Here is a 23,250-nt window from a genome sequence, read left to right as displayed (position 1 = left end):
ATGAGCACCTTCGTCGACATCCACCTGATTCAGAGCCTTCCGCCCTCGTGCGTCAACCGAGATGACTCGGGCTCTCCCAAGTCCGCTCTCTACGGCGGTGTTCGACGCCTGCGGGTCTCGAGCCAGTCCTGGAAGCGCGCCACTCGTCTCTACTTCAACGAGCACCTCGATGCTACTGACGTCGGCATCCGCACCAAACGAGTCGTTGAGCTCCTCGCAGACCGGATCAGCGCGATCGCTCCCGACCTTGCCGACTCCGCCCTCGCTCTAGCCGAGCAGGTGTTCTCCGCAGCCAAGATCAAGGTCGCGCCACCTCGCGGCAAGAAGGACGCACCCGCTGAATCTGGCTATCTTCTCTTCCTGTCCACCAGTCAGATCAATCGCCTGGCCGAGATGGCTACCCGCGCTGCTCACGCAGGTGAGAAGATCGACCCGAAGGAGACAAAGAAGATCTTCAAGGAAGAGCATGCGGTTGATATCGCCCTGTTTGGGCGAATGGTCGCCGACGACGCCGATCTCAACGTCGATGCTGCATGCCAGGTCGCGCACGCCATCTCGACTCACGCCGCAGAAAACGAGTATGACTTCTTCACCGCCGTCGATGACGAGAAGTCACGTGCGATGGAAGAGGACGCCGGTGCTGGAATGATGGGAACCGTCGAGTTCTCCTCGGCAACGATGTATCGCTACGCGACCGTCAACCTTGACATGCTGGTCGAGAACCTGGGAGACCGGGACGCGGCTCTGCGAGCCCTGAGCGTGTTTCTTGAGGGCTTCTGCCTGTCGATGCCCACTGGGAAGCAGAACACCTTTGCCAACAGGACGCTGCCGGACTCGGTGGTTGTCTCGGTGCGGGACGACCAGCCGGTCTCACTCGTCGGTGCCTTCGAGAAGCCCGTCCGCACCACCGAGTCCGACGGCTTCCTGACTCGCTCAGTCGAGGCCCTGGCTAGGTACGAGCACACGATCGAGGAGAACTTTGGGCTGAAGCCTCAGGCCTCGTTCGTGGTCTCCCTCGCTGATGTCCCAGAGCTCGCAAGCCTCGGCGAGCGCATCACCTTCGCTGACCTGCCTGGAAAGGTGTGCGAGGCTGCTGCTCACGGACTTACCCCGGAGCACAGCTGATGTCTGTCCTCCTCCTTCGACTTGCTGGACCTCTGCAGTCGTGGGGAGTCAAGTCCAGATTCACTGTTCGTGGGACTGAACTCGCTCCCACCAAGAGCGGCGTCATCGGAATGCTGGCTGCCGCCGTCGGACGGCGTCGGACTGATCCGATTGAGGACTTGTTGTCGCTACGTTTCGGAGTCCGCAAGGACCAACCCGGCACCGTGCTGCGTGACTTCCACACCGCTCGAACGCTGGACGGCAAGCAAAGCATGCCGCTGTCTGAGCGGTACTACCTTGCCGACGCCGTCTATCTCGCGGCCATCGAGGGAGAGAAGACTCTGCTCGAGGGCCTTGACGTAGCTGTTCGTCACCCCGTGTTTCCTCTCTACCTGGGGCGGCGCTCCTGTCCGCCAAGTCAACCGTTGTCTCTTGGTATCCGGCATGCCTCTCTACTGCAGGCACTCACGGATGAGCCGTGGCAGGCCGCAGATTGGTTCCGCCTACGGCAAGACAACAGCTTCCGCGCCGAGATCGTCATCGATGCTGCCTCTCTAGCTCCAGATGAGCGAGGCTCCGGATACACAACGCTCGACTCCCCCGTCTCCTTCGATCCGCGACGACGTGACTACCAAGCTCGGGAAGTCGAGAGGCTCTTCGTGCCTGTCGGTGACAGCGATCGGCCCGACAGCCACGACCCAATGTCTGATATCGAGGAGGCGGGAAGGTGTTCCTGACGAAGATCGAGCTCGACCCGAGTAGGAGACAGGCACGCCGGTACCTCGGCTCCCCTCAGGTGATGCACGCCGTCGTTCTCAAGGCTGCCGGAGCAACTGCCTCCAGCGGACCAGGCCGCGTATTGTGGCGCGTCGATGAGGCATCCTCGACGATGTCCTTGTACCTCCTGACCCCGTCAAGGCCCGACTGCTCACAGTTCCTCGACGAGGCCGCTCGCATCGGGGCGCAGGCCCGAACCCTTGATTATGAGCCATTCCTGAGCAAGCTGACTGAGCATCAGGTGTGGGCGTTCCGCCTAGCCGCCAACCCTTCCCGAGCGATTTCGCAGGGCATCGGTGTTCGAGGCAAACGACAAGGGCACGTCACGCTCGAGCAGCAACGCCAGTGGCTGCTCTCGCGAGCGGCGGCACATGGTTTCCGCATGCTTCCAGTTAACGGGGCTGCGGAGTCAGTGGGGTCCTCGCTGACGGTGGTTCGTCGGGCACGGCCTGTGTTTGGTCGGTCGAATCCAGAACAGGGACGACGGGACCGCGTGACGATTAACCGAACGGTCTTTGAAGGCCTTCTGCAGGTCACTGATCCTGATCTCCTGCGTACCGCGCTCATATCCGGCATTGGCCGTTCCAAAGCCTACGGTTGTGGTCTCATGACACTCGCGAAAGTGCGGTAACCACCATGGTGCGGGTGCTTCCTGCTCCGGTCTCCGCATTGCCCCGCGTCCAGGACCGGTTGTCATTTCTCTATCTGGAGCACTGCGTCGTCCATCGTGAGGACGGCGCGGTGACGGCGAGGGATGACAAGGGGATCATCCGGCTCCCGGCTGCCTCGCTGACCTCGATCCTCTTCGGTCCTGGAACATCAGTCAGTCACCAAGCCATGATGCTCCTCGGAGAGTGCGGTACCACTGCCGTGTGGGTCGGTGAGCGAGGTGTGCGTTATTACGCGCACGGACGTTCCCTGGCTACGTCGACTCGTCTTCTTCTCGAGCAAGCTGCAAGAGTTTCCTCGCCACAGAAGCGGCTTCGTGTGGCTCGCGAGATGTATTGCATGCGATTCGCGAATGAAGATGTCAGTCGCATGACAATGCAGCAGCTTCGCGGAAAGGAAGGCGCACGCGTTCGCGAGATTTACCGGAGTCATTCCCGTCGCACCGGCGTTCCGTGGACACGCCGTGATTACCGGCCGGACGACTTCGAAGCCTCTGATCCCATAAACCAGGCGCTTTCTGCGGCACACGCGGCCCTGTACGGAGTCGTGCACGCGGTCATCGTGGCCCTCGGATGCTCTCCCGGCCTTGGATTTGTCCACACCGGCCACGAACGATCGTTCGTCTACGACATTGCTGACCTGTACAAGGCAGAGGTGACGATTCCCGTGGCGTTCGACGTTGTTGCTGAAGGTATGGAAGATCTTTCGGCAACAACGCGTCGTCGTGTGCGGGACCAGATCTTCGAGCGGCATGTCATTGAGCGTTCCGTCTCGGACATCTATCGGCTTCTCGGCCAAGAACATACTGAGGATCTCACCGTCAATGTCGTCTCGCTGTGGGACTACCAACGGCAGTCCGTCGCAGGTGGAGCCAATTATGCGATCGGGATGGATGCATCGTGGTCGTCCTGATTCTCTCGGCCGCTCCAGCCTCCCTTCGCGGCGCCGTGACCAGATGGCTCCTGGAGGTCTCTCCAGGAGTATTCGTCGGGCGGTTGTCCGCGCGAGTGCGCGAGCACCTGTGGGAGATGGTCCAGACCTACATCGGGGACGGACGCGCTCTCCTGATCTGGTCGGTCCGTTCAGAACAGCGTTTCGCCGTAGCCTCGTTGGGGCATGAGCGTGAACCTATCGATATCGAGGGGTGCACGGTGATGCGTTCGTCCTATCGTGCCGCTGAGGGCTGGACAGCCATACCCGGAGCAGTCAAGCCGGCCAAGGAGTCCTGGTCGATCGCAGCACGACGACGGCGTTTTCGGAACTCCGCAGAACGCTCTCTAGGTCAGCAGTAAAGGAATACGGCCCACACGCTCACTGGCTTGCTTGAAGTTCCAGCGTTTTCCAAGGGTCGACCCCGCGTGAGCGGGGATGAGCCCGCCTTCAGCGTGTACTACTACGCCGCCTTCGCGTCGACCCCGCGTGAGCGGGGATGAGCCGTCGGGTAGGCCTGGGTCGCGCGCACCCTTCGAGGTCGACCCCGCGTGAGCGGGGATGAGCCGGATGCTGCGGGCATTTCTGAGATGACCGATGAGTCGACCCCGCGTGAGCGGGGATGAGCCGCCCCGGGTGGCGGGGTTGAACGGGTTGGTGACGTCGACCCCGCGTGAGCGGGGATGAGCCGCGGAATCGGCCATGAGCGCGTTGATCACGGCGGTCGACCCCGCGTGAGCGGGGATGAGCCGGGCGGGTGCTGTGCTCATGAGGAAACCATGACAGTCGACCCCGCGTGAGCGGGGATGAGCCGTGAGCGTGGACGTGCCACCCATGGTCGCCGTGCGTCGACCCCGCGTGAGCGGGGATGAGCCGCGACACAGCGCGCAATGGGCCGGACCCTGCGGGTCGACCCCGCGTGAGCGGGGATGAGCCCAGCGATTCTGTCTATCCGTATCCTCTCCGACGGTCGACCCCGCGTGAGCGGGGATGAGCCGAAGGCGGCGAAGTTGGTGGCGAGGTCGCGGCCGTCGACCCCGCGTGAGCGGGGATGAGCCCAACGCCCGCTTCATCCTTTAGATGATTCGACCGTCGACCCCGCGTGAGCGGGGATGAGCCCGCCTGCGTGTCGAAGGAGACGACGGCGGTGATGTCGACCCCGCGTGAGCGGGGATGAGCCGCCCGCACACGTTATTAGGGAGGAGTTGGCGTGGTCGACCCCGCGTGAGCGGGGATGAGCCGGCCTGCCAGGCTGCGACGAACGTGCCCACGACGTCGACCCCGCGTGAGCGGGGATGAGCCCAACCTCCTCAGTGCCGACGGTGACCTCGCGCAGTCGACCCCGCGTGAGCGGGGATGAGCCCGGCATCCGCTCCGCCGTCACGTCCGGGGTCTCGTCGACCCCGCGTGAGCGGGGATGAGCCCGCGCCATGGACGACAACGCCCAGGCCCTCGACGTCGACCCCGCGTGAGCGGGGATGAGCCCGCGGTCATGGCGTCCTCGATGGGGCGCAGGTAGTCGACCCCGCGTGAGCGGGGATGAGCCTGCGCGGATGAACTCGCCGCGTGGCATGACGGTGTCGACCCCGCGTGAGCGGGGATGAGCCGTACTTGATGGGGTAGACCCGAGGGATTGGCGGGTCGACCCCGCGTGAGCGGGGATGAGCCGGCGAGGGCACCCTTGTTGTTGGGGCGGAAGATGTCGACCCCGCGTGAGCGGGGATGAGCCGGCAGCGCAGAAGCTCGATATACCGCGTACGACGTCGACCCCGCGTGAGCGGGGATGAGCCCTCGAAGGCGCTTTTGTTGCTAAGCACCTTTATGTCGACCCCGCGTGAGCGGGGATGAGCCGGACCGCACGCCCTCACTCGACTCCCACGACGAGTCGACCCCGCGTGAGCGGGGATGAGCCCGTGGGGTTGGCGGGGTTGCGTGTGGTGGCGTAGTCGACCCCGCGTGAGCGGGGATGAGCCCAAGGACACCTTCAAGGTCCTGGCAGCCCTGACGTCGACCCCGCGTGAGCGGGAATGAGCCTGGCCTCAATGACCAGGCTTTTCAGACTAAGGGGTCGACCCCGCGTGAGCGGGGATGAGCCCGCGCCCTCTAATTTGTCGTAGGTGAGTGTTTCGTCGACCCCGCGTGAGCGGGGATGAGCCGGCATGGGCGAGGCTTAACTCGCGTAACTCTTGGTCGACCCCGCGTGAGCGGGGATGAGCCCGGACAGTTCTTCAAGGCCCGTATCCCCGACGTCGTCGACCCCGCGTGAGCGGGGATGAGCCCCTCCTCGCTATCCGCGATAACGTCGCGTATTTGTCGACCCCGCGTGAGCGGGGATGAGCCCGTCACCACCCCCATCCGCACCTTCGGCGGATAGTCGACCCCGCGTGAGCGGGGATGAGCCCGCCAGATCGCGGCGCACGTCGGCCAGGCCCTCGTCGACCCCGCGTGAGCGGGGATGAGCCCCACTTCACGCCCATCACCGCATAACGGGCCATGTCGACCCCGCGTGAGCGGGGATGAGCCGGCGCTTCAGACATCGGTCTTGAGATGACGATGGTCGACCCCGCGTGAGCGGGGATGAGCCGAACAGCAGCACATGGACATGAGGGTGCCAGCCGTCGACCCCGCGTGAGCGGGGATGAGCCCCCGGACCAGTGAGCCGGTCTATCCGTACCGTGGTCGACCCCGCGTGAGCGGGGATGAGCCCTGTCCGGGATCGGGGAGAAGATCGGGCCCCTGAGTCGACCCCGCGTGAGCGGGGATGAGCCGGTGGCGGACGGGGAGGACAGGATGCCGGCGGGGTCGACCCCGCGTGAGCGGGGATGAGCCTCAAGGTCTCTTGCTGCCACGGAAGCAGCGGGAGTCGACCCCGCGTGAGCGGGGATGAGCCCTGCGTCTTGTTGCCCCCACCTATGAGGAGATCGTCGACCCCGCGTGAGCGGGGATGAGCCCGAGGATGCCGCCGCTGTCTGTCCCGCCTGACGAGTCGACCCCGCGTGAGCGGGGATGAGCCCGAGGATGCCGCCGCTGTCTGTCCCGCCTGACGAGTCGACCCCGCGTGAGCGGGGATGAGCCCGACGACTACGACCGCCCCCTGTCGGGCACACAGTCGACCCCGCGTGAGCGGGGATGAGCCCGAGTACGGAGGCATCACCGGGGGCCGCCCGGGGTCGACCCCGCGTGAGCGGGGATGAGCCGTTCGCATGGCCCACGGACTGGTGCTACGGCACGTCGACCCCGCGTGAGCGGGGATGAGCCTGCGTATCGACTGGCCAACTTTCCGCAAGCCTGCGTCGACCCCGCGTGAGCGGGGATGAGCCGGTCACCGGCACGACGCTGCCGGTCGCCCCCTAGTCGACCCCGCGTGAGCGGGGATGAGCCGGGAAGAAGAGTCGTCGCATATCCGGCGTTCCTGTCGACCCCGCGTGAGCGGGGATGAGCCGGTGTCAAAGGTGCCAGCACTGTAGGGAAGTGGGTCGACCCCGCGTGAGCGGGGATGAGCCGCGCTGTGAACTTGAAGTCTGTCGAGGAGTCGGGTCGACCCCGCGTGAGCGGGGATGAGCCCTGGCAGCCAGCGGCGCGGGCCTGACGGATCGTGTCGACCCCGCGTGAGCGGGGATGAGCCCTCGCCGGGGTAGTTGGGGTGCTGGGTGGCGACGTCGACCCCGCGTGAGCGGGGATGAGCCCGCCGGGCCGTCACGCCTGTCGGTGCGGCTTATGTCGACCCCGCGTGAGCGGGGATGAGCCCAGGAGAACTCCCGCAACCTACGGGTCCTGCGCAGTCGACCCCGCGTGAGCGGGGATGAGCCATGCACATCACGCAGCACCGCACGCGAGCGAGCGTCGACCCCGCGTGAGCGGGGATGAGCCGTTGGGTTCGAGACCGATCCGCGTGATTGGAGAGTCGACCCCGCGTGAGCGGGGATGAGCCCGGAAGCGCGTGCCCGCCTCGTTGAGTTCAAGCGTCGACCCCGCGTGAGCGGGGATGAGCCCTGGAGCGCGGACTAGGCGACCAAAGTGCTCATGTCGACCCCGCGTGAGCGGGGATGAGCCCACGGTCCCTGCCAGGTCCAGGGCGGCGGCGGTGTCGACCCCGCGTGAGCGGGGATGAGCCCCGCGCCCCCCAACATCGTGGGAGGCGCGCAGAGTCGACCCCGCGTGAGCGGGGATGAGCCCTGTCCGGGATCGGGGAGAAGATCGGGCCCCTGGTCGACCCCGCGTGAGCGGGGATGAGCCGGATCAGCGTACTCATCTGCGTAGACCGGTGAAGTCGACCCCGCGTGAGCGGGGATGAGCCCGCGGTGCTGTTTCTGCCCCTCCCGCGTCTTGGGTCGACCCCGCGTGAGCGGGGATGAGCCCGTCTTGCCTGACCCCTGAAAACCTTTATAAACGTCGACCCCGCGTGAGCGGGGATGAGCCCAACTTCCGCGGTCGGGTCTAGATGGTGACCACGTCGACCCCGCGTGAGCGGGGATGAGCCGCCAACCCCGGCGCACCTCTGCCACGGTGCCGCGGTCGACCCCGCGTGAGCGGGGATGAGCCTCAGCGCCAGTATCCTGGCCCCGTCCGGCGCCGGTCGACCCCGCGTGAGCGGGGATGAGCCCACGATCCGCGCGGTCTCTGAAACTGGCCGCAAGTCGACCCCGCGTGAGCGGGGATGAGCCGGCCTTTCGGCCATTTTTTGTGTGGTACCGGGGGTCGACCCCGCGTGAGCGGGGATGAGCCCGGATGATCCCGCTGATTCCGTGCCGGGCTTTGGTCGACCCCGCGTGAGCGGGGATGAGCCGGTCCCGAGGGCGTGAAGTCGAAGTGGCGACTTGTCGACCCCGCGTGAGCGGGGATGAGCCGGCCAGCCCCCGGCGGTAGACCTCGGATCAGCAGTCGACCCCGCGTGAGCGGGGATGAGCCGGGTATTAGCCTCGACTTCCTGGCCGCCATTAGGTCGACCCCGCGTGAGCGGGGATGAGCCGCAGGCTCTTCCAGTCCAGACCCCCGGCCTTGGGTCGACCCCGCGTGAGCGGGGATGAGCCCCGATTCTTGCGCTGCTGGCTAATGGCGGCCAGGTCGACCCCGCGTGAGCGGGGATGAGCCCCGGACGAAGGTCCATCCCCGAGGCAGTGACAGGTCGACCCCGCGTGAGCGGGGATGAGCCTGCCGACCATCGACATAATTCTTGCCGTACTTAGTCGACCCCGCGTGAGCGGGGATGAGCCCCGGGCTTTCCGTAAGCCGTCCACTGAATACCAGTCGACCCCGCGTGAGCGGGGATGAGCCCAGGAAAAGAACTGGCCCCTAGGAAGTGGTGAGGTCGACCCCGCGTGAGCGGGGATGAGCCCGCACCCTTGGCCACTACGTCCCCGTAGCAGTCGTCGACCCCGCGTGAGCGGGGATGAGCCCTCGAAGGCGCTTTTGTTGCTAAGCACCTTTATGTCGACCCCGCGTGAGCGGGGATGAGCCCCAAAATGCTCACCCTTGACACGGTGGTCCGAGGTCGACCCCGCGTGAGCGGGGATGAGCCGTGCTCCGCCCCCTGACTGAGCACAGGAAAGGTGGTCGACCCCGCGTGAGCGGGGATGAGCCGTCCTCAGGCAGGTCGTAGGCCTCGACAATCTCGTCGACCCCGCGTGAGCGGGGATGAGCCCCGGGCCTGCTCCATCGTGTAAGCCCACGGCACGTCGACCCCGCGTGAGCGGGGATGAGCCGGCGCGGGTGGTGCCGCCGTCGTCAGCCCACAGGTCGACCCCGCGTGAGCGGGGATGAGCCCGCGGCGGTCGTGCTGGCGATATCCACGTCATCGTCGACCCCGCGTGAGCGGGGATGAGCCCAGCATGCACCACCAGATCCGGTTGCTGGGTCCGTCGACCCCGCGTGAGCGGGGATGAGCCCACCACCCCCGCCACGACCCCGGAGTCGACCCCGCGTGAGCGGGGATGAGCCCGTCCTGGCATGTATCCAGGCGATGAAACTCGAGTCGACCCCGCGTGAGCGGGGATGAGCCGTTTCCGCACGGCCTCAGTCCGGGAGTTGCCCCGTCGACCCCGCGTGAGCGGGGATGAGCCGGCGGGCTGGTACCAGGTCGAGGCCACCTGCGCGTCGACCCCGCGTGAGCGGGGATGAGCCGCGCCCTTGCCTCGGGCGGTCCAGTAGCGGCCAGGTCGACCCCGCGTGAGCGGGGATGAGCCCCAGAGCCGAGGCCTCTAGATCCTCGCCCTGGAGTCGACCCCGCGTGAGCGGGGATGAGCCCGGCAAGCGCCGCCGCCGGTGGGTGACCGCAAAGTCGACCCCGCGTGAGCGGAGATGCGAAGGAGCAAATGGGCGCCTGCGCCGAGAAACGCGACCTTCTCCCCCGACGTCTCGGGGATATTGCGTTGATCCCAACTGAGCCGCTCAGAGCAGACGGTGGCCGCGCAGCAATGCGCTGCGCGGCCACCGATCTCAGCCCCGTCGGAACACAGGCACCGTGAAGAAGTCGACCGCCGTGGTCACCATCTGCCCGCCGTGGAGCCTCTCACCGGTCCAGAAGTCCTCCCAATCACCCTGAGGAAGGTAGGTCTGCCACTCCTTGGCACCCGGCTGCGTGACAGGATGAACAAGCAGCTTGCTGCCGAGTTTGTACTGCAACGGGTGGTTCCAGATCTCCGGATCGTCCGCGTGGTCGAAGAACAGCGCCCGCATCAGCGGCGCTCCCCCAGCAACACAGTCCTGTGCCTCGCTGGCCAAATACGGCCGCAGCTGCTGACGGAGTGCCACAAACCGACGCGCTACCTCCACCACCTGTGGCTCACCTGCAGCCTCCGCCACGTTCCACGGCGTGCGGTCACGGCACGGACGGCGATGGTGGTTGAACTCAGAGTGGTACTGCATGATCGGCATCAACGCCGACGCAGCAAAGGCACGCATATAGAGCTCGGCGTCCGGGACCGGCCCGGAGAAACCTCCGATATCCCAGCCCCAGTACACGATGCCGCTAGCGCCAGCCGTGATCCCAGCGGTAATCGAGGACCGGAACGCCTCCCAGGTCGAGTTCTCGTCCCCGGCCCAGAAGATCCCATGTGGCTGTGACCCCGCAAAGCCTGAACGGCTGAAGGTCACTGGATCCTTTCCGGCGGACCGCAGCAGCTCCCCGTAGGCCGCCGCGTAGTGGACTGGGAAGAGGTTGTTGGCTTCATCGCCTCGCTGACCATTGGCATAGCACAAGTCGTGCCCCCAGGCGTGCTCTCCGCCGTCGGTCTTGAATCCGTCAACACCCAGGTCCTCAACCAGGTAGCGCCGCTGCTCCGTCCACCATCGCCGTCCAGCCGCGGTTGACAGGTCAGGCAGGTAAGCGCCAGGGAACCACCACCCGCGGTTGCGATAGGCCGAACCGTCAGCCTCCCTAACCATGTGCCCGCTGGCGAGCAGGGAGTCTCTCTGCGCCTGTGCTAGAGCGCTGTCGCTCTGCTCCGCCTTCTGCAGGGGAATCTGCCACAGGAGCACCTTGATACCGCGCTCGTGAAGGTCATGAATCATTCCTGCTGGGTCCGGCCAGGCCCCGTCTGCGGGATAGACCAGGTTCTCGGCTGCAGGCAGCTGCCCTCCGCCCACGTCGTAGGAGGCGTCTCGGAACACCGTAAAGCTCTCCTCGTCAGACCAGGCCTCAATGACGACGGCGCTGATCGGGATCCCCTCGGACTGGTGACGATGCACCTGCTCCATCACCGCAGCCTGGCTGTTCCACTCGTTTCCAGAGGCCCACAGTCCAAACACCCACTCGGGCATCTGGGTCGCTCGCCCCACCTCGTTGAGGAAACCGTTGAGGGTCTCCTGTGGGGTTCCGCTCCACGTCGCGACACGAAGGGCAGGATCGGTGGTGGGGTCAAGATCTGCCTCAATGAGGAGGACTCCGTCCTGTGACGCTGCGACGTCGTACCACGAGCGCCGTGAGGTCTGAAGGTGGAAGCCCCAGGCCCGACCGGTGTTCTCAGAGACGACCATCGCCCATGGCATCGGCAAGTAGGTCCGGTGATGCTGCCCCTGGGACTTGTACTGCTCAAATACGACGGCGTCCAGGCAATGCCCGCGCTGGTCCACCCAGTCGTAACGCTCCCCGAATCCAACGACGTGCTCGTCGCTCGCCAACCGAATGCCGAACCTGACCTTGTGAATGCCTGCGGCCGAGCGCAGCCACCGTACCGAGCCAGGAATCAGGCGCTCGTCGTCCAGCTCAAGGCGTCCACACGGCTCCTGTGTCCAGGAGGCCGGTCGCAAGGAGAACTCCTGCGAACGCACAACGCCGTCGGCGCCGGAGGCCACGAACGAGTAGGTTCCCGTCTCGTGCGGCGTGGCGGCGAGTACCACCTGCCATCCGTTGTCCGCCTCCAGGGCGGCCTCTTGGGCAGCCGCGAGGTGCCCGTCGCCCCCAGCCAGCAAGGCGGCGTCGGAGTCAGCGCCATCGACGGCGGCCATTGGTAGGCGTACCGTCCCTGACGGCAGCGAGAGTACACACTCAACGGCCGTGGCAGGCGCCGTCGTCCTGGCCGCAATGATGAGCTCCTCCCCTGCTACCGCGACGGCAGGGCTGCGTTGGTCCAAGGAGCGCGCATAGGGGTGCTCGACGCCGTAGGGGCGATGGAGAATCTGCATGTCGGTCATATTCTTGTTGTCTCTCGTCGGTTGAGGGCAGTGGTCTCCCTGCCCGGTTCGGCGCGCGAGCGGCGGCCGAACCGGGCAGGCATGGGGCTCGGGGGGGGGGATTCGACTCTCCTCGGCCCCGAATTCGGTTGAGGGAGGAGCTAGCCCAGCAAGCTGTCGATCTTCGAGGCTGCCTGCGCCAGTGCTTCCTCCACCGACAGCGCCCCGGCTGCCGCGCTCTCCAGCGCCTGGGTCATCGCATCCTGCATCTCCTGCTGGGAGGCAATCACCGGCGGCAGCACCGTCTTGTCCAAGGACTCCAAGACCGCCTGACGGTTGGCAGGCTGACCACTGTCAAGATAGCTCTCGAAGGCAGCGTCATCGGCTACGGGAGGAAGCTCCCAGGCAGACGAGAGCCGGATTTCGCTCATCGTGGACGAGGAGGTGAGGTACGTGATCCACTTCGTCGCGGCCTCAGCCTTGGCCGTCGTCGCGCTGACAACCGCACCATTGGTGAACATTGCTGAGGCCTTCGTCGTCTCACCAGGCTCGACCACGATGTCCCAGTCGAAGGGAACGTCCTGAAGGCCATCGAACATCCAGATCCCTGAATGCCACATCGCCAGCTTGCCGGACTTGAACAGTTCGGAGTCGAAGTCTGGCGCTCCCGCCCCGTCAGCGGCGGTCGGCATGACGGCGCCGGGCTTACTTACGAGCCATGAGGCCGCTGCAACGCCTTCAGGAGAGTTGAAAGCCGTCCGGGTGCCATCATCGGAGAGGAACTGACCGCCGGACTGAGCCAGTACCTTGTAGAACTCGTGGAAGCTGACAGGCTGGTAGTCGCCGAATGTCTGCGTGGCAGTGTCAGTCAGCCTCTCGGCCGCTTCCCGCTCCTCCTTCCAGGTCCACTCCGACGTCGGCACACCAAGACCGTGCTCCTCGAAGAGCGTCTTGTTGTAGAACAGGACCACATTGCTAAAGGACTCTGGCAGTCCGTACTGGGCGCCGTCCCGAGTAAAGGCTTCAAAGAGCGAGGGCCTGTACGAGCTGGAGTCGATCCCATCGAGCGCCTTGAGCGATCCGTTGGAGGCGTAGGTCACGAAGTTCTCGTAGTTCAGCTCAAAGGCGTCCGAGGCCGTCCCGCCTGCCACAGCAGTCTGGAGCTTGGTGAAGTAGGAGTCGTATGGAACGGTCTCCAGCTTGACGGTGATCTGAGGATTTTCTTCGTGGAACGCGTCTGCGATGGCCTGCAGGTCCTCCTCATGGCCTCCGTTCGCGGAGAAATTCATATAAGTGATGGTCACCGACCCGTCTGCGGCGACCTCCTCACTGTCGCGGGTGGCCGAGCCCTGCGTGCATGCAGCCACAGAGGCCAAGGCCGCCGTCGCCGTCGCGCCGAGGAAGCCTCGGCGAGTCATCAAAGACGTCATTGTCGTGAACCTTTCATCAGTGGGGTAGTTACTTGATGCCGGTGTGCGCCACGCCTGCGATGAGGTGACGCTGCGCGAAGAGGTAAACCAGTGCGATGGGGAGGATGGAGATCACCGAGCCCGCCATGACCACGTCCCAGCGCGTGGTGAACTGTCCCTGCAAGGTCGCTAGACCAAGGGGAAGCGTCTGGAGCTCCGGAGACCGGATCACCACCAGGGGCCACAGGAAGCTGTTCCAGGTGGACATGAAGGCGAGGATGCCGACGGTGGCGAGTGTGGGCTTAATGAGAGGAAGGATGATGAACGCAAAGATCCTCAGATGACCTGCGCCGTCGAGCGTGGCAGCCTCGTCAAGCTCTCGCGGCACGGCCTCGACCGCCTGACGCAGCATGAACGCACCGAAGGCTGACGCCACCGCCGGGGCGATCAGCGCGAAGTACGTGTCATGCAGGTGCAGGTCCTTGAACATGATGAACAGGGGCACCACCAGGACCTGCAGCGGAATCATCATGGTGGCGAGGTAGAGGGCAAAGAGGAGTCCCTTGGCACGGAACTCGAGCCGGGCAAATCCGTACCCCGCCATAGCGCCGGTCAGGAGCTGAAGCCCAGTAGTGACCACGGAGACCAGGATCGAGTTCGCGATGATCCGCATCATCGGCAGGCTTGTGAAGAGCTCACGGTAGGCGTCAAGAGTCGGGTTCCTCACCACGAGCGAGGGCCCCCCTGCCAAGGAGCCTTCAGGTGTGATCGAGGTGATGAGGGTCCACAGGAACGGGAACACCATGATCACGGCGCCGGCGCAGACCAGGACCGTCAAGGCTCCGCGACCAAGCAGACGACGGTTACGCATGGTGCACCCACTTCCTCTGGCCCCACATCTGAATGAGGGTGATGGTCAGGATCACGCCGAACAGCAACCAGGACAGGGCCGCCGCCTCGCCGGCTCGCCCGTACCGGAACGTGAGGTCATAGATCTGCCCGACGACGACTTGTGAGGCCCCTTGCGGTCCACCGCCAGTCATCACGAAGACCTGGTCGAATACCTGAAAGCCGTTGATGAGGCTGATAACGACGACGAAGAACGTTGAGGGAGTCAGGAGCGGGACGGTGATGTAGCGAAGCCGGGCCCACCAGGTCGCGCCGTCGATTCGTGCCGCCTCATACAGCTCCCCCGGGATTCCTTGCAGCCCGGCCAGCAGGATGACCATAACGAAACCGAGGTCTTTCCAGGCCGAGGCCAGGATGACTGACGCCATCGCCCAGTGGGGGTCCGTCCACCAGCCTGGTTCGGGCAGACCGAGCGCCCCCAGCGCGGTGTTGACTACACCGCTACTGGGGTTGAGGATCCACTTCCACACCAGCGCCACCACGACCCAGGAGGTGATGACCGGCAGGAAGTAGACCGCCCGCAGCAGGCCTCGTGCTGGAAGGCGGGTGTTCAGCACAAGCGCCAGAGCCAGACCACCGCAGTAGACCAAGGGCAGATATCCCAGGACGTAGAGCAGGGTGTGCCAGAAGGCCTGGATGGTTGCCGAATCACTGAGAAGCCTCTTGTAGTTCTCGACGCCGACCCAGGTCGGCGCGGAGATGAGGTTCCAGTTGTGCAGACTCATCCACACCGACTTCGCCATGGGGAAGAAGGTGAAGAGCGCTAACGGCAGGAAGCTGGGCGCGAGGAAGAAGACCGCCCACCGCCCATGTCCACCCCGCGAGCGCCGCGTCGTTGCAGCAGTACTCATGTCAGTTCGACTCCTTCAGTACTTTCTTAAGCGCTAAAGTAAGACATGAAGTAATGACTGTCAAGCAACTTCCGAGCCGGATCAAGGGGACGTATGTTTGCGGCAGCACCAGCGAGGAGGACTTGTGGGACACAACGTGGGAAATGACCTCTCCGACGCCATCATCGGTTTGATCGGCACCAGAGGTCCCCTGTCACGCGCCTCCATTGCACGACAGCTAGGCGTCTCGCCCGCCTCCATCACCCACCTCACCCGTTCTCTCATCGAGGAAGGCGTCCTGCGCGAGGCGGGGACGGACGCGTCCAGCGGAGGCCGCCCAGCGACCCTGCTCGACCTCAATGACAGGCGACGCTACGCCCTCGGAGTCAAGATCACGCCCAACCACCTCGCCGTGACCGAGGTGGAGATGAACAAGGAGCAAGGACCCAGCACCTCGCTCGACCTTGACATGCGCTCCCCCGGCGCTCTGGATCAGATCACCCAGGCCGTGGCCCAGGCCGCACGCTCACACCAGGACGAGCTCATGGGAGTCGGGCTTGCGATCCCAGGATTCAGCAAGCCCCAGGACCCGGACATCGTCACTGCTCCCATTCTGGGCTGGAACCAGGTGGACCTGGGTCGGCTCGTACGTGAGCGCACGGGTCTGCCGGTCATCATAGACAACGACGTCAACGCCCTCCTCCTCGCCCACCGCTTGTACTCACCCCAGCCCACAGGAGACGACCTTCTCATCACCATCGGTATCGGCATCGGGGCGGCGTTCACCAGCCAGGGGCAGATCATCCACGGCGGACGCGGCGGTGCCGGAGAGCTCGGCCATACGATGATCACTGAGAGCGACGTGCCCTGTTCCTGTGGCCTCTCCGGCTGCCTGGAGGCCCTCATCGGCGACGACGGTCTTGTCCGCCAGGCTCGCAAGGCCGGCCTGCTGACCGCAACCCAAGGCAAGGATCATCTCAATGCTCTGGCCCTGAGCGGCAATGAGGCGGCACGGTCAGTCTTCTACCACGCCGCACTGCTCCTGGGCCGCGCCGCAGCGAATCTCGTCCATCTCCTCGATCCGGACACCGTGACGATCTCTGGCGAGGGAGTCGATGTATGGCCGCTGTGGGAGGCCGGCTTCTCCCACGGGTTCAGGTCGCGCCTGCCCATCCACCGCCGGGACATCCCGGTCACGGTCCAGCCCTGGTCCGAAGACACCTGGGCGTACGGAGCGGCCTCGTTGGTCTTCGCCTCGCCCATCGTCGGCAGACGGGCGTCCTAGAAACCACTGGGCCCAGTACCCGCGAGCGATTCTTTCTGCCCGTTTCAGGAAGACAGGCATACGGGAAGCTGAGACAACAGAACCACCCGGTCCGCGAGCGCGGCGGGCGGCCTTCCAGGTGCTGGCTGGTGGTTCTATGCGTTGTCCAGGGCGCGGATCTGGGCGATGAAGTCCAGGGACCGGGCGGCGTAGCGGCGGTAGGTGTGCCAGTCGTCGTCCAGGCTGTCTGTCGCGTCGAGCTCCAGGTCCGCCAGCGCCTCGTCGCTGAGGCGGATGCCTCGCTCGGCGCACATCATGACCACGTCATGTGCGCCGAGGAATTGTTCGCCTCCGTGGAACCCTGAGAGGGTACGGCTCTTGAAGTTCAGCTGGAGTAGCGGCAGCGCCTCGTTGAGGAGAGTGTCGTAGTCAGTCCCCTCAACGTGCGTCTGGATAGCGCTCATGAACTGATGGTAACCGTCAGATCGTTGAGGTCATCGTCACCATCAGTTCATCCCCTCCGGTCACCCTGTCCTCCGCTAAGGAGCGACGGCGTCGCTGTTCACGAGACCCGCCGCTTCACGCTCTCCAAGATCGATAACAACTACTTCGACGACGAGCTGTCTTAAGCCTGTTCCTGGACCTGTCCGGGCTCGAGACCCCCGCTCCACTACCTCTCACCGAGACTTCACCTCCTCGTCGTCCCTGGTCTACCTCGCAGCTATCTATCCCCGATAGACCACAGACAGAACGAATCTGTTCCTCACCCGCAGACAGCATGCGAGACTGATGCCTTCCAACCTTGGCGACCTCATCGCGTTCCTGATCGGGCGCACAGCGCTCGTGCTCCTGGTCGTGCTCCCGGCGATGTGGGCTCTCAGCACCGTCATCCGCAGACGCCGCACACAGACCGACCACCCAGGTCGTAGCAGCCGCTACGTCGCTTCAACCCTGGCAAGCGAAGGCGAGGGCCCTAGCTGTGGCTGGCGCTGCCGCTATGCACGGATGACAACCGACCAGACCCGCTACGAGTGGGTCTGCAGGTCCTGCGGTCGCCGTATCCCCTTTGGTCGCGAGGACGAGGCACCGTGGTTTCACCAGGACCACGGAAACACAGACCCCAGACCTTAGGTCTCGTCTCAGCGCACCCGCACGTCCCGGATCCCGCCGGTGCGCGGGTAGACCACCAGCTCGAAGGAGGGCCCGCCCTCGCCGCTGCACAGCTCCTGCAACCTCGCAGGCAGCCGCTTGTCCCAGGCCGATCGGTGCCGCAGTACGTCCTGACGCTCCTCGACCACGCCGTCAGCCATCACCAGTCGGTAGCCGGCGGCTCCACTCTCCTCCTCGGTCCTGGAGTCCTTCCCCGTCTGCCAGCCCTCGCACCGCTCGACCACACGTCGTTGCGGCCCGCTGAGCGCGTCCTGGACCACCGGCGCGGCCCACCACACCGTGCAGGCGCTTGCCCCAGCAGTCAGTGGCACCAGCACCACCAGCCCCGCCACCCCCGTGACGACGAGGGCGCGAGGCCGCCCCCTCCCCATCCAGGCGAGCTGGAACGTTCCGAGGCACACGTAAGATCCCGCCGATGCCGAACACCGCCATCGCAGCCGGTATCAGTACACGCCCTGCGTATTTCAGCAGCGCGTAGGGGCCGATCGGCGAGAGCACCAGCCACATGAGCTCACCGATCACCGCGCCCAGCACGACGCCGATGATGATCCAGTCCCGAGCAGGAAGGTCACGCAGCCCCAACTTCGGCTCGTCGACGTCGGCGTTCTCGTCTTCTCGTGATGAGTCGAGCGTCACACTCACAGACTACCAAGGCCACCTGCCTCTCAGTCCGCCTCGCGGACCCGAAACATCCCGGTCAATCACCGCCGCTACCCTCTGGCCATGAGTTCAGCCCCGACCACCACGCCTGCGACCGCGGCCACCCCAGTCTCCTGTCCCACCCCAGGCGACGCCCAGCACCTGGTCCTCACCCTGTCCTGCCCGGACCGCCCCGGCATCGTCCACGCGGTCACAGGGGCACTGGCCCGTCGGGGCGGCAACATCACTGAGTCCCAGCAGTTCGGTGACGCAGAGTCCGGCCTGTTCTTCATGCGTGTGGCCGTCCTCACCCGCGTCCCGCGCACCGAGCTGGAGGCGGATATCGCCGAGCTCGCCGCCACCTACGAGGTGCGCTGGTCCCTGGACGAGGCCGACCGTCCCATCCGTACCCTCCTCATGGTCTCGAAGGAGGGCCACTGCCTGTCCGACCTGCTCTTCCGCGCCAAGAGCCAGGGCCTGCCCATCGACGTCGTCGGCGTGGTCGGTAACCACGAGACCCTGCGGGACGTGGCTGAGTTCTACGGCGTGCCCTTCCACCACATCCCCGTCACGAAGGACACCAAGGCGGAGGCCGAGGCCGAGCTGCTCTCGCTCGTGGACTCCCTGGAGGTCGAGCTCGTGGTGCTCGCCCGCTACATGCAGATCCTCTCCCCTGCCCTGTGCGAGACGCTACACGGCAACGTCATCAATATCCACCACTCCTTCCTGCCCTCCTTCAAGGGTGCCAAGCCCTACCAGCAGGCCCACGACCGCGGCGTCAAGCTCATTGGCGCCACCGCTCACTACGTGACCCCGGACCTGGATGAGGGCCCCATCATCGAGCAGGACGTCACCCGCGCCTCGCACGCCGACTCCGCCCTCCAGCTCCAGCGCAAGGGCCAGGACGTCGAGCGCCGGGTGCTCGCCCAGGCCGTCAAGTGGCACGCCGAGCACCGGGTGCTGCTCAACGGCCACCGCACCGTCGTCTTCGCCTGACGCTCGCGCGTCCGCGCACGCGCGAGCGCCTTTGCGGCACACTAGGTCTATGGCTGCCTCACGCTCTCCCAAGCCCCGTCTGGCCGTCGTCGCGTGCATGGACTTCCGTCTGGACCCGCTGGCGGTCCTGGGGCTGGACGACGGCGAGGCCTACGTCATCCGCAACGCCGGCGGCGTCCTGACCGACGACGTCCGCCGCTCGCTCGCGATCACCCAGCACGCCCTGGGGGTGGAGGAGATCGCCCTGGTCCACCACACGGACTGTGGGATGGAGGGCCTGACGGACCAGGACTTTGCGGACCGTCTGGCTCAGCGCACCGGGATCCGCCCGACCTGGCGGCCTGGGGGCTTCCGGTCCGCCGAGGCGGACCTGCGCGAGATGATGGCGGCCCTGGCCTCAGACCCGCACGTCCCGGCAGGACAGCGCGCCCGCGGCTTCGTCTACGACGTCGCCACGGGCGCCCTGACCGAGGTCAGTCACTGACGACGGCGCCGCGGCGCACCACCGTCACAGGGTTGAGCTCAGCGTCCGTGACGACGACGTCACCCCACCGTCCGGCCTCAAGCGCACCGATGCTCTCGTCGCCGATGACGCGTGCCGGCTGGACCGAGGCGGAGTAGACCGCGTCGAGCAGGTCCACTCCTCCCTTCCACGTCGTGCGCACGACGTCGATGAGGTGCGCGGTCCCGCCCGCGATAGCACCGCCGTCGGTCAGACGAGCAACACCTCCGGCGACCGTGACCGGCTGGGAGCCGAGCACGTACTCGCCGTCCGCCATCCCGGCTGCGGCCATGGCGTCGGTGATGAGGACGATGTTCTCCTTGCCCACGAGGTCAAAGACCTCGCGCACGATCTCCGGGGCCAGGTGCACGCCGTCGCCAATGAGCTCGACGACGCAGCGCCAGTCCGCTGCCCCTGCCAGGAAGGAGGGCACCGGTCCGGGCTTGCGGTGGTGGATGGGGCGCATGCCGTTGAACAGGTGGGTGACCGTCGGCAGCGGTGAGCGCACGGGCTCACCGGCCATGAGCCGCGCCTGGATGCGGGCCTCAGCATCGTCAAGCGCCTGGCGCACCGGCGCCGACTCGGAGTCAGTGTGTCCAAAGGAGGGCAGGGCGCCGCCAGCCAGCAGTGCCTCGATGACGCCGTCATCCCCCGTCACCCCGGGCTTCTCCGGCGCGATGGTCATGGTGACCACGTGCCCACACCCGAGCTCCAGCAGCTCGCGTGTCAGGGTGGCGTCGGGGTCGGTGATGTAGGTGGGGTCCTGGGCGCCGCAGCGCTCGACGGAGACGAAGGGGCCCTCGTAGTGGATCCCGGCGATCTCGCCCTCCTCGGCGAGGTCGGCGAAGAGGCGGGTGCGCTCCTTGAGGACCTCGCCGCTGGCCGTCACGCATGAGGTCACCAAGCTGGTGGTGCCGTGACGGCGGTGCTCCATGACCGCCGTCATCGCCTGCTCGCGCGTGGTGGCGTTGGGGAAGGACTCCCCGCCCCCGCCGTGGCAGTGGACGTCCACCAGGCCGGGGATGAGGTAGCCGTCCTCCGGCGCCGCGGTGGCGTGGGCGATCTCCTCACCGAAACCGGCCTGCTGGGCCTGGCTGGTCTCGCCGACCCAGGCGATATGTCCGTCAGTGATGACGACCGCGCCGTCCTCAATGATCTCGAAGGGGGTAACAACTCGGCCAGTGAAAGCAACGGTGCTCATAGGGGCCAGCCTATGCCAAGTGGTCCAGACCAGCCAGGCGAGCCGCCCCGGCTCCGAGCGCTGGCCCGGCACCCGTACGTTCTCAGCCCCGACCGGCGCTCAGCCGGGCCTCCATCCGCCCAACCGCCCGCTCGACAGCTCGCTCGAGCCTGGCTGATCGTCTGGCGTCCTGCGCCCACGTGAGCCCCTGACCCACCGGACGCACAGCGACCACGCGCCCCCGGTCCACCAGGAGGGGTCGGAACATGCCGTTCCTGGAGGGACAGATGAGGTGCTCCCCCGCCTCGTTCGTCAGGCACAGGCGGTCCTTGTAGCCCACGTGCAGCTCGTCAAAGGAGGCCAGGAACAGCGTGCCCTGGGCGGCCGCCCGGCTGCCGGCCAACAGGTCGGGCAGATCAGCGCGCATGTAGAGCACGTCATCTGCCCGCCGAGAGCCCGACGACGGCGCAGCCGCCTGCACGCTTGCCTGGCCTTCCAGCGCCCGTACCCGGCCGCGATCGCCTCCTTTGGCGACCGCACGGACCAGAGGCACAAAGCCGCGCTCAGCAGCGTCGACCTGGCCGGCAGCGAAGCCCGCGGCGTTGGTGATCTCGACGGCGTCCTCCAGCGCCCGCCGGCTCTCACCCACCGGCAGAGTGGTCCAGCGGGCCAGGTCGGCCGCGCTGACCGGGCCGTGGCTCGTGGCATACCGCCTGGCGATCTCGGCGAGCGCCTGGCGGTGTCCGTCGCCGCCATGCCCGCCGCCACTGCCCCCTGGCCCCAGATGCGCGCCGGGCAGCTGTGTGGCGTCCACGAGCAGGTGCTCGTTGCCCTGTCGCGGGCCCTGGACCAGGACGCCGGTGACGTGCAGGGCCAGGATGAGGTGGCGGCGTGCAGCGGGCTGCGGCATCCCGCGCTTAAGCAGTCCTTGAAGCACGCCGGCTTCCTGCCAGGCGGAGACGAGCTCAGCGCGGGTCAGCCCCGCCCGGCCCTCGCGGCGGGCTGCGCCGAGCGCCGCCAGCGCCGTCGTGCCTGCCCGTGAGAGGACAGTCTCATCCAGGCCGTAGTCCCGGCGGTCGCCTGCCATCCAGCCATCCATGCGGTGGGCCAGGGCCACCCGCATCCAGTGGTGGTCCGCCGCCGTGGTGATGTGCACCGTGCCGCGCATGGGCCAGGAGCGAACCAGTGCTCCGGCCTGGAAGGCGGCGTCAACGTCCTGACGTGTCAGTCCTACCGGCACGCGCGAGAGGATCGCGTGAGGCACAGCTGACGGCTGCTGGCCCTGGATGGCCAGCTGGCGTCGCACTGCCTCCGCCGGGTCCGGCGCCTGGGTCTGTGCCACCAGGCCCTGAGCCACGATGCGCAGGAGCGACTTCTCACGGGCAGACGAGCCCGGGGCCGCCAGCTGACGGGCGGGGCTGCGCTTCGACGTCGTCATCAAGCCTCCTTGCCTGGCACCGGGAGCAGGGGCCTGGGTCTCGTGCGCGGACGGGCTCAGAATAGCCGCGAGCTGGGATCGTCCATCCCACGCATGGCGTCGTAGTCCAGCACGACGCAGCGGATACCGCGGTCCTCGGCCAGGACCCGGGCCTGCGGCTTGATCTGTTGGGCGGCGAAGACACCGCGGACCGGGGTCAGCAGCGGGTCGCGGTCGAGCATGTCGAGGTAGCGGGTCAGCTGCTCGACACCGTCGATCCCGCCCACGCGCTTGACCTCCACCGCGATCGCGTGGCCCTCGCCATCGCGGACGAGCAGGTCCACCGGGCCGATCGGGGTGGGGTACTCCCGGCGCACCAGTCGGCAGCCGGGCCCAATGAGCTCGGTCTGCTCGGCCAGGAGCTCCTGCAGGTGAGCCTCCACGCCGTCCTTGGTCAGTCCCGGATCCACGCCCAGGTCCATCGACTCATCCGAGAAGACCTCGAACAGACGAATGACGAGCCGGTCGTCCGTCTTGGTGGCCGAGACCTCCCAGCGCTGGACCACGCCGATCTCGGCGTCTTCCTCGTCTACCTCGACCTCCGCCAGCCGCGCGGGAGGGCTCATCCAGTTCAGCGGCTTGTAGGAGCCGCCGTCGGAGTGGACAAGCACCGAGCCGTCGGCCTTGACCATGATGAGGCGCTTGGCTCGGGGAAGGTGGGCGTCCAGGCGACCGGAGTAGTCCACGGAGCAGGAGGCAATGACAACACGCACGCCGGGCAGCCTACCGGCACTGCCTGGCACGGCCTAGCCACCCGGCAGTCCGTAGCCTCCTGTCGCCATCA

General features: G+C 66.3%; 17 protein-coding genes and 1 CRISPR repeat array. Of the genes, 8 read left to right on the top strand and 9 right to left on the bottom strand.

What is annotated here, in order from left to right:
- From cas7e to cas2e, 5 genes are read left to right on the top strand one after another with little or no spacing between them, the layout of a single operon-like run.
- Complete coding sequence (gene cas7e, locus HMPREF0058_RS04615; protein ID WP_006548545.1) at positions 1 to 1,125, top strand: type I-E CRISPR-associated protein Cas7/Cse4/CasC; 1,125 nt, start codon at positions 1 to 3, stop codon at positions 1,123 to 1,125.
- Positions 1,125 to 1,841: a type I-E CRISPR-associated protein Cas5/CasD gene (gene cas5e, locus HMPREF0058_RS12020; RefSeq protein WP_081449153.1), complete on the top strand. Its 717-nt coding sequence runs from the start codon at positions 1,125 to 1,127 to the stop codon at positions 1,839 to 1,841. Before cas7e ends, cas5e begins: the two co-directional genes overlap by 1 nt.
- Positions 1,832 to 2,512, top strand: a complete 681-nt coding sequence (gene cas6e, locus HMPREF0058_RS12015; RefSeq protein ID WP_081449152.1) for a type I-E CRISPR-associated protein Cas6/Cse3/CasE — start codon at positions 1,832 to 1,834, stop codon at positions 2,510 to 2,512. Before cas5e ends, cas6e begins: the two co-directional genes overlap by 10 nt.
- A gap of 5 nt (positions 2,513 to 2,517) precedes the next feature.
- The gene (gene cas1e / locus HMPREF0058_RS04605; RefSeq protein WP_034237046.1) at positions 2,518 to 3,462 is read left to right on the top strand and encodes a type I-E CRISPR-associated endonuclease Cas1e; all 945 of its coding nucleotides are present in this window, start codon (positions 2,518 to 2,520) and stop codon (positions 3,460 to 3,462) included.
- Positions 3,387 to 3,842, top strand: coding sequence for a type I-E CRISPR-associated endoribonuclease Cas2e (gene cas2e, locus HMPREF0058_RS11725; RefSeq protein ID WP_316262849.1), 456 nt, complete (start codon positions 3,387 to 3,389; stop codon positions 3,840 to 3,842). Before cas1e ends, cas2e begins: the two co-directional genes overlap by 76 nt.
- Positions 3,843 to 3,897: 55 nt before the next feature.
- Positions 3,898 to 9,784: a CRISPR direct-repeat array (repeat unit 28 nt; unit sequence GTCGACCCCGCGTGAGCGGGGATGAGCC).
- A gap of 131 nt (positions 9,785 to 9,915) precedes the next feature.
- Here the strand turns inward: cas2e and HMPREF0058_RS04600 are convergent.
- The 4 genes from HMPREF0058_RS04600 to HMPREF0058_RS04585 all read right to left on the bottom strand — a co-directional run bounded on the left by HMPREF0058_RS04600 (position 9,916) and on the right by HMPREF0058_RS04585 (position 15,259).
- Positions 9,916 to 12,111 (bottom strand): glycoside hydrolase family 31 protein, encoded by a 2,196-nt coding sequence (locus HMPREF0058_RS04600; protein WP_006548531.1) that lies wholly within the window; start codon positions 12,109 to 12,111, stop codon positions 9,916 to 9,918.
- 140 nt (positions 12,112 to 12,251) lie between these two features.
- Complete coding sequence (locus tag HMPREF0058_RS04595) at positions 12,252 to 13,520, bottom strand: ABC transporter substrate-binding protein (RefSeq protein WP_006548530.1); 1,269 nt, start codon at positions 13,518 to 13,520, stop codon at positions 12,252 to 12,254.
- A gap of 28 nt (positions 13,521 to 13,548) precedes the next feature.
- Entirely contained in the window at positions 13,549 to 14,370 is an 822-nt protein-coding gene (locus tag HMPREF0058_RS04590; RefSeq protein ID WP_034237049.1) for a carbohydrate ABC transporter permease, read from the bottom strand.
- Positions 14,363 to 15,259 (bottom strand): carbohydrate ABC transporter permease, encoded by an 897-nt coding sequence (locus tag HMPREF0058_RS04585; RefSeq protein ID WP_006548528.1) that lies wholly within the window; start codon positions 15,257 to 15,259, stop codon positions 14,363 to 14,365. The genes HMPREF0058_RS04590 and HMPREF0058_RS04585 overlap by 8 nt, the downstream gene beginning before the upstream one ends.
- A gap of 124 nt (positions 15,260 to 15,383) precedes the next feature.
- Between HMPREF0058_RS04585 and HMPREF0058_RS04580 the strand changes: the two genes are divergently transcribed.
- Entirely contained in the window at positions 15,384 to 16,523 is a 1,140-nt protein-coding gene (locus HMPREF0058_RS04580) for an ROK family transcriptional regulator (protein WP_006548527.1), read from the top strand.
- A gap of 134 nt (positions 16,524 to 16,657) precedes the next feature.
- On the opposite strand, the gene HMPREF0058_RS04575 is transcribed toward HMPREF0058_RS04580, so the two are convergent.
- Positions 16,658 to 16,966, bottom strand: coding sequence for a hypothetical protein (locus tag HMPREF0058_RS04575; RefSeq protein WP_006548526.1), 309 nt, complete (start codon positions 16,964 to 16,966; stop codon positions 16,658 to 16,660).
- Between the two features lie 675 nt (positions 16,967 to 17,641).
- Positions 17,642 to 18,073 carry a hypothetical protein gene (locus HMPREF0058_RS12675; RefSeq protein ID WP_024036065.1) on the bottom strand — a complete coding sequence of 144 codons (432 nt, stop codon included), beginning with the start codon at positions 18,071 to 18,073 and terminating at the stop codon, positions 17,642 to 17,644.
- A gap of 322 nt (positions 18,074 to 18,395) precedes the next feature.
- On the opposite strand from HMPREF0058_RS12675, the gene purU reads away from it, so the two are divergent.
- On the top strand, positions 18,396 to 19,307 hold the full coding sequence (purU, locus tag HMPREF0058_RS04565; RefSeq protein WP_006548522.1) for a formyltetrahydrofolate deformylase: 912 nt from the start codon (positions 18,396 to 18,398) through the stop codon (positions 19,305 to 19,307).
- A gap of 49 nt (positions 19,308 to 19,356) precedes the next feature.
- Entirely contained in the window at positions 19,357 to 19,791 is a 435-nt protein-coding gene (locus HMPREF0058_RS04560; RefSeq protein ID WP_006548521.1) for a beta-class carbonic anhydrase, read from the top strand.
- Here the strand turns inward: HMPREF0058_RS04560 and HMPREF0058_RS04555 are convergent.
- The 3 genes from HMPREF0058_RS04555 to nucS form a co-directional block, all read right to left on the bottom strand.
- Entirely contained in the window at positions 19,781 to 21,010 is a 1,230-nt protein-coding gene (locus tag HMPREF0058_RS04555; protein ID WP_006548520.1) for an N-acetylglucosamine-6-phosphate deacetylase, read from the bottom strand. The genes HMPREF0058_RS04560 and HMPREF0058_RS04555 overlap by 11 nt on opposite strands.
- Before the next feature lie 82 nt (positions 21,011 to 21,092).
- The gene (locus HMPREF0058_RS04550; RefSeq protein ID WP_006548519.1) at positions 21,093 to 22,427 is read right to left on the bottom strand and encodes a DNA glycosylase AlkZ-like family protein; all 1,335 of its coding nucleotides are present in this window, start codon (positions 22,425 to 22,427) and stop codon (positions 21,093 to 21,095) included.
- A 56-nt stretch (positions 22,428 to 22,483) separates the two neighbouring features.
- The gene (gene nucS / locus HMPREF0058_RS04545; RefSeq protein WP_006548518.1) at positions 22,484 to 23,179 is read right to left on the bottom strand and encodes an endonuclease NucS; all 696 of its coding nucleotides are present in this window, start codon (positions 23,177 to 23,179) and stop codon (positions 22,484 to 22,486) included.
- Positions 23,180 to 23,250: the final 71 nt, after the last annotated feature.

The organism is Actinomyces urogenitalis DSM 15434, assembly GCF_000159035.1.
GTDB classification, from domain to species: Bacteria; Actinomycetota; Actinomycetes; order Actinomycetales; family Actinomycetaceae; genus Actinomyces; species Actinomyces urogenitalis.
The sequence above is the reverse complement of the archived record's forward strand: the minus strand, read 5'-3'. Positions and strand labels throughout refer to the sequence as shown.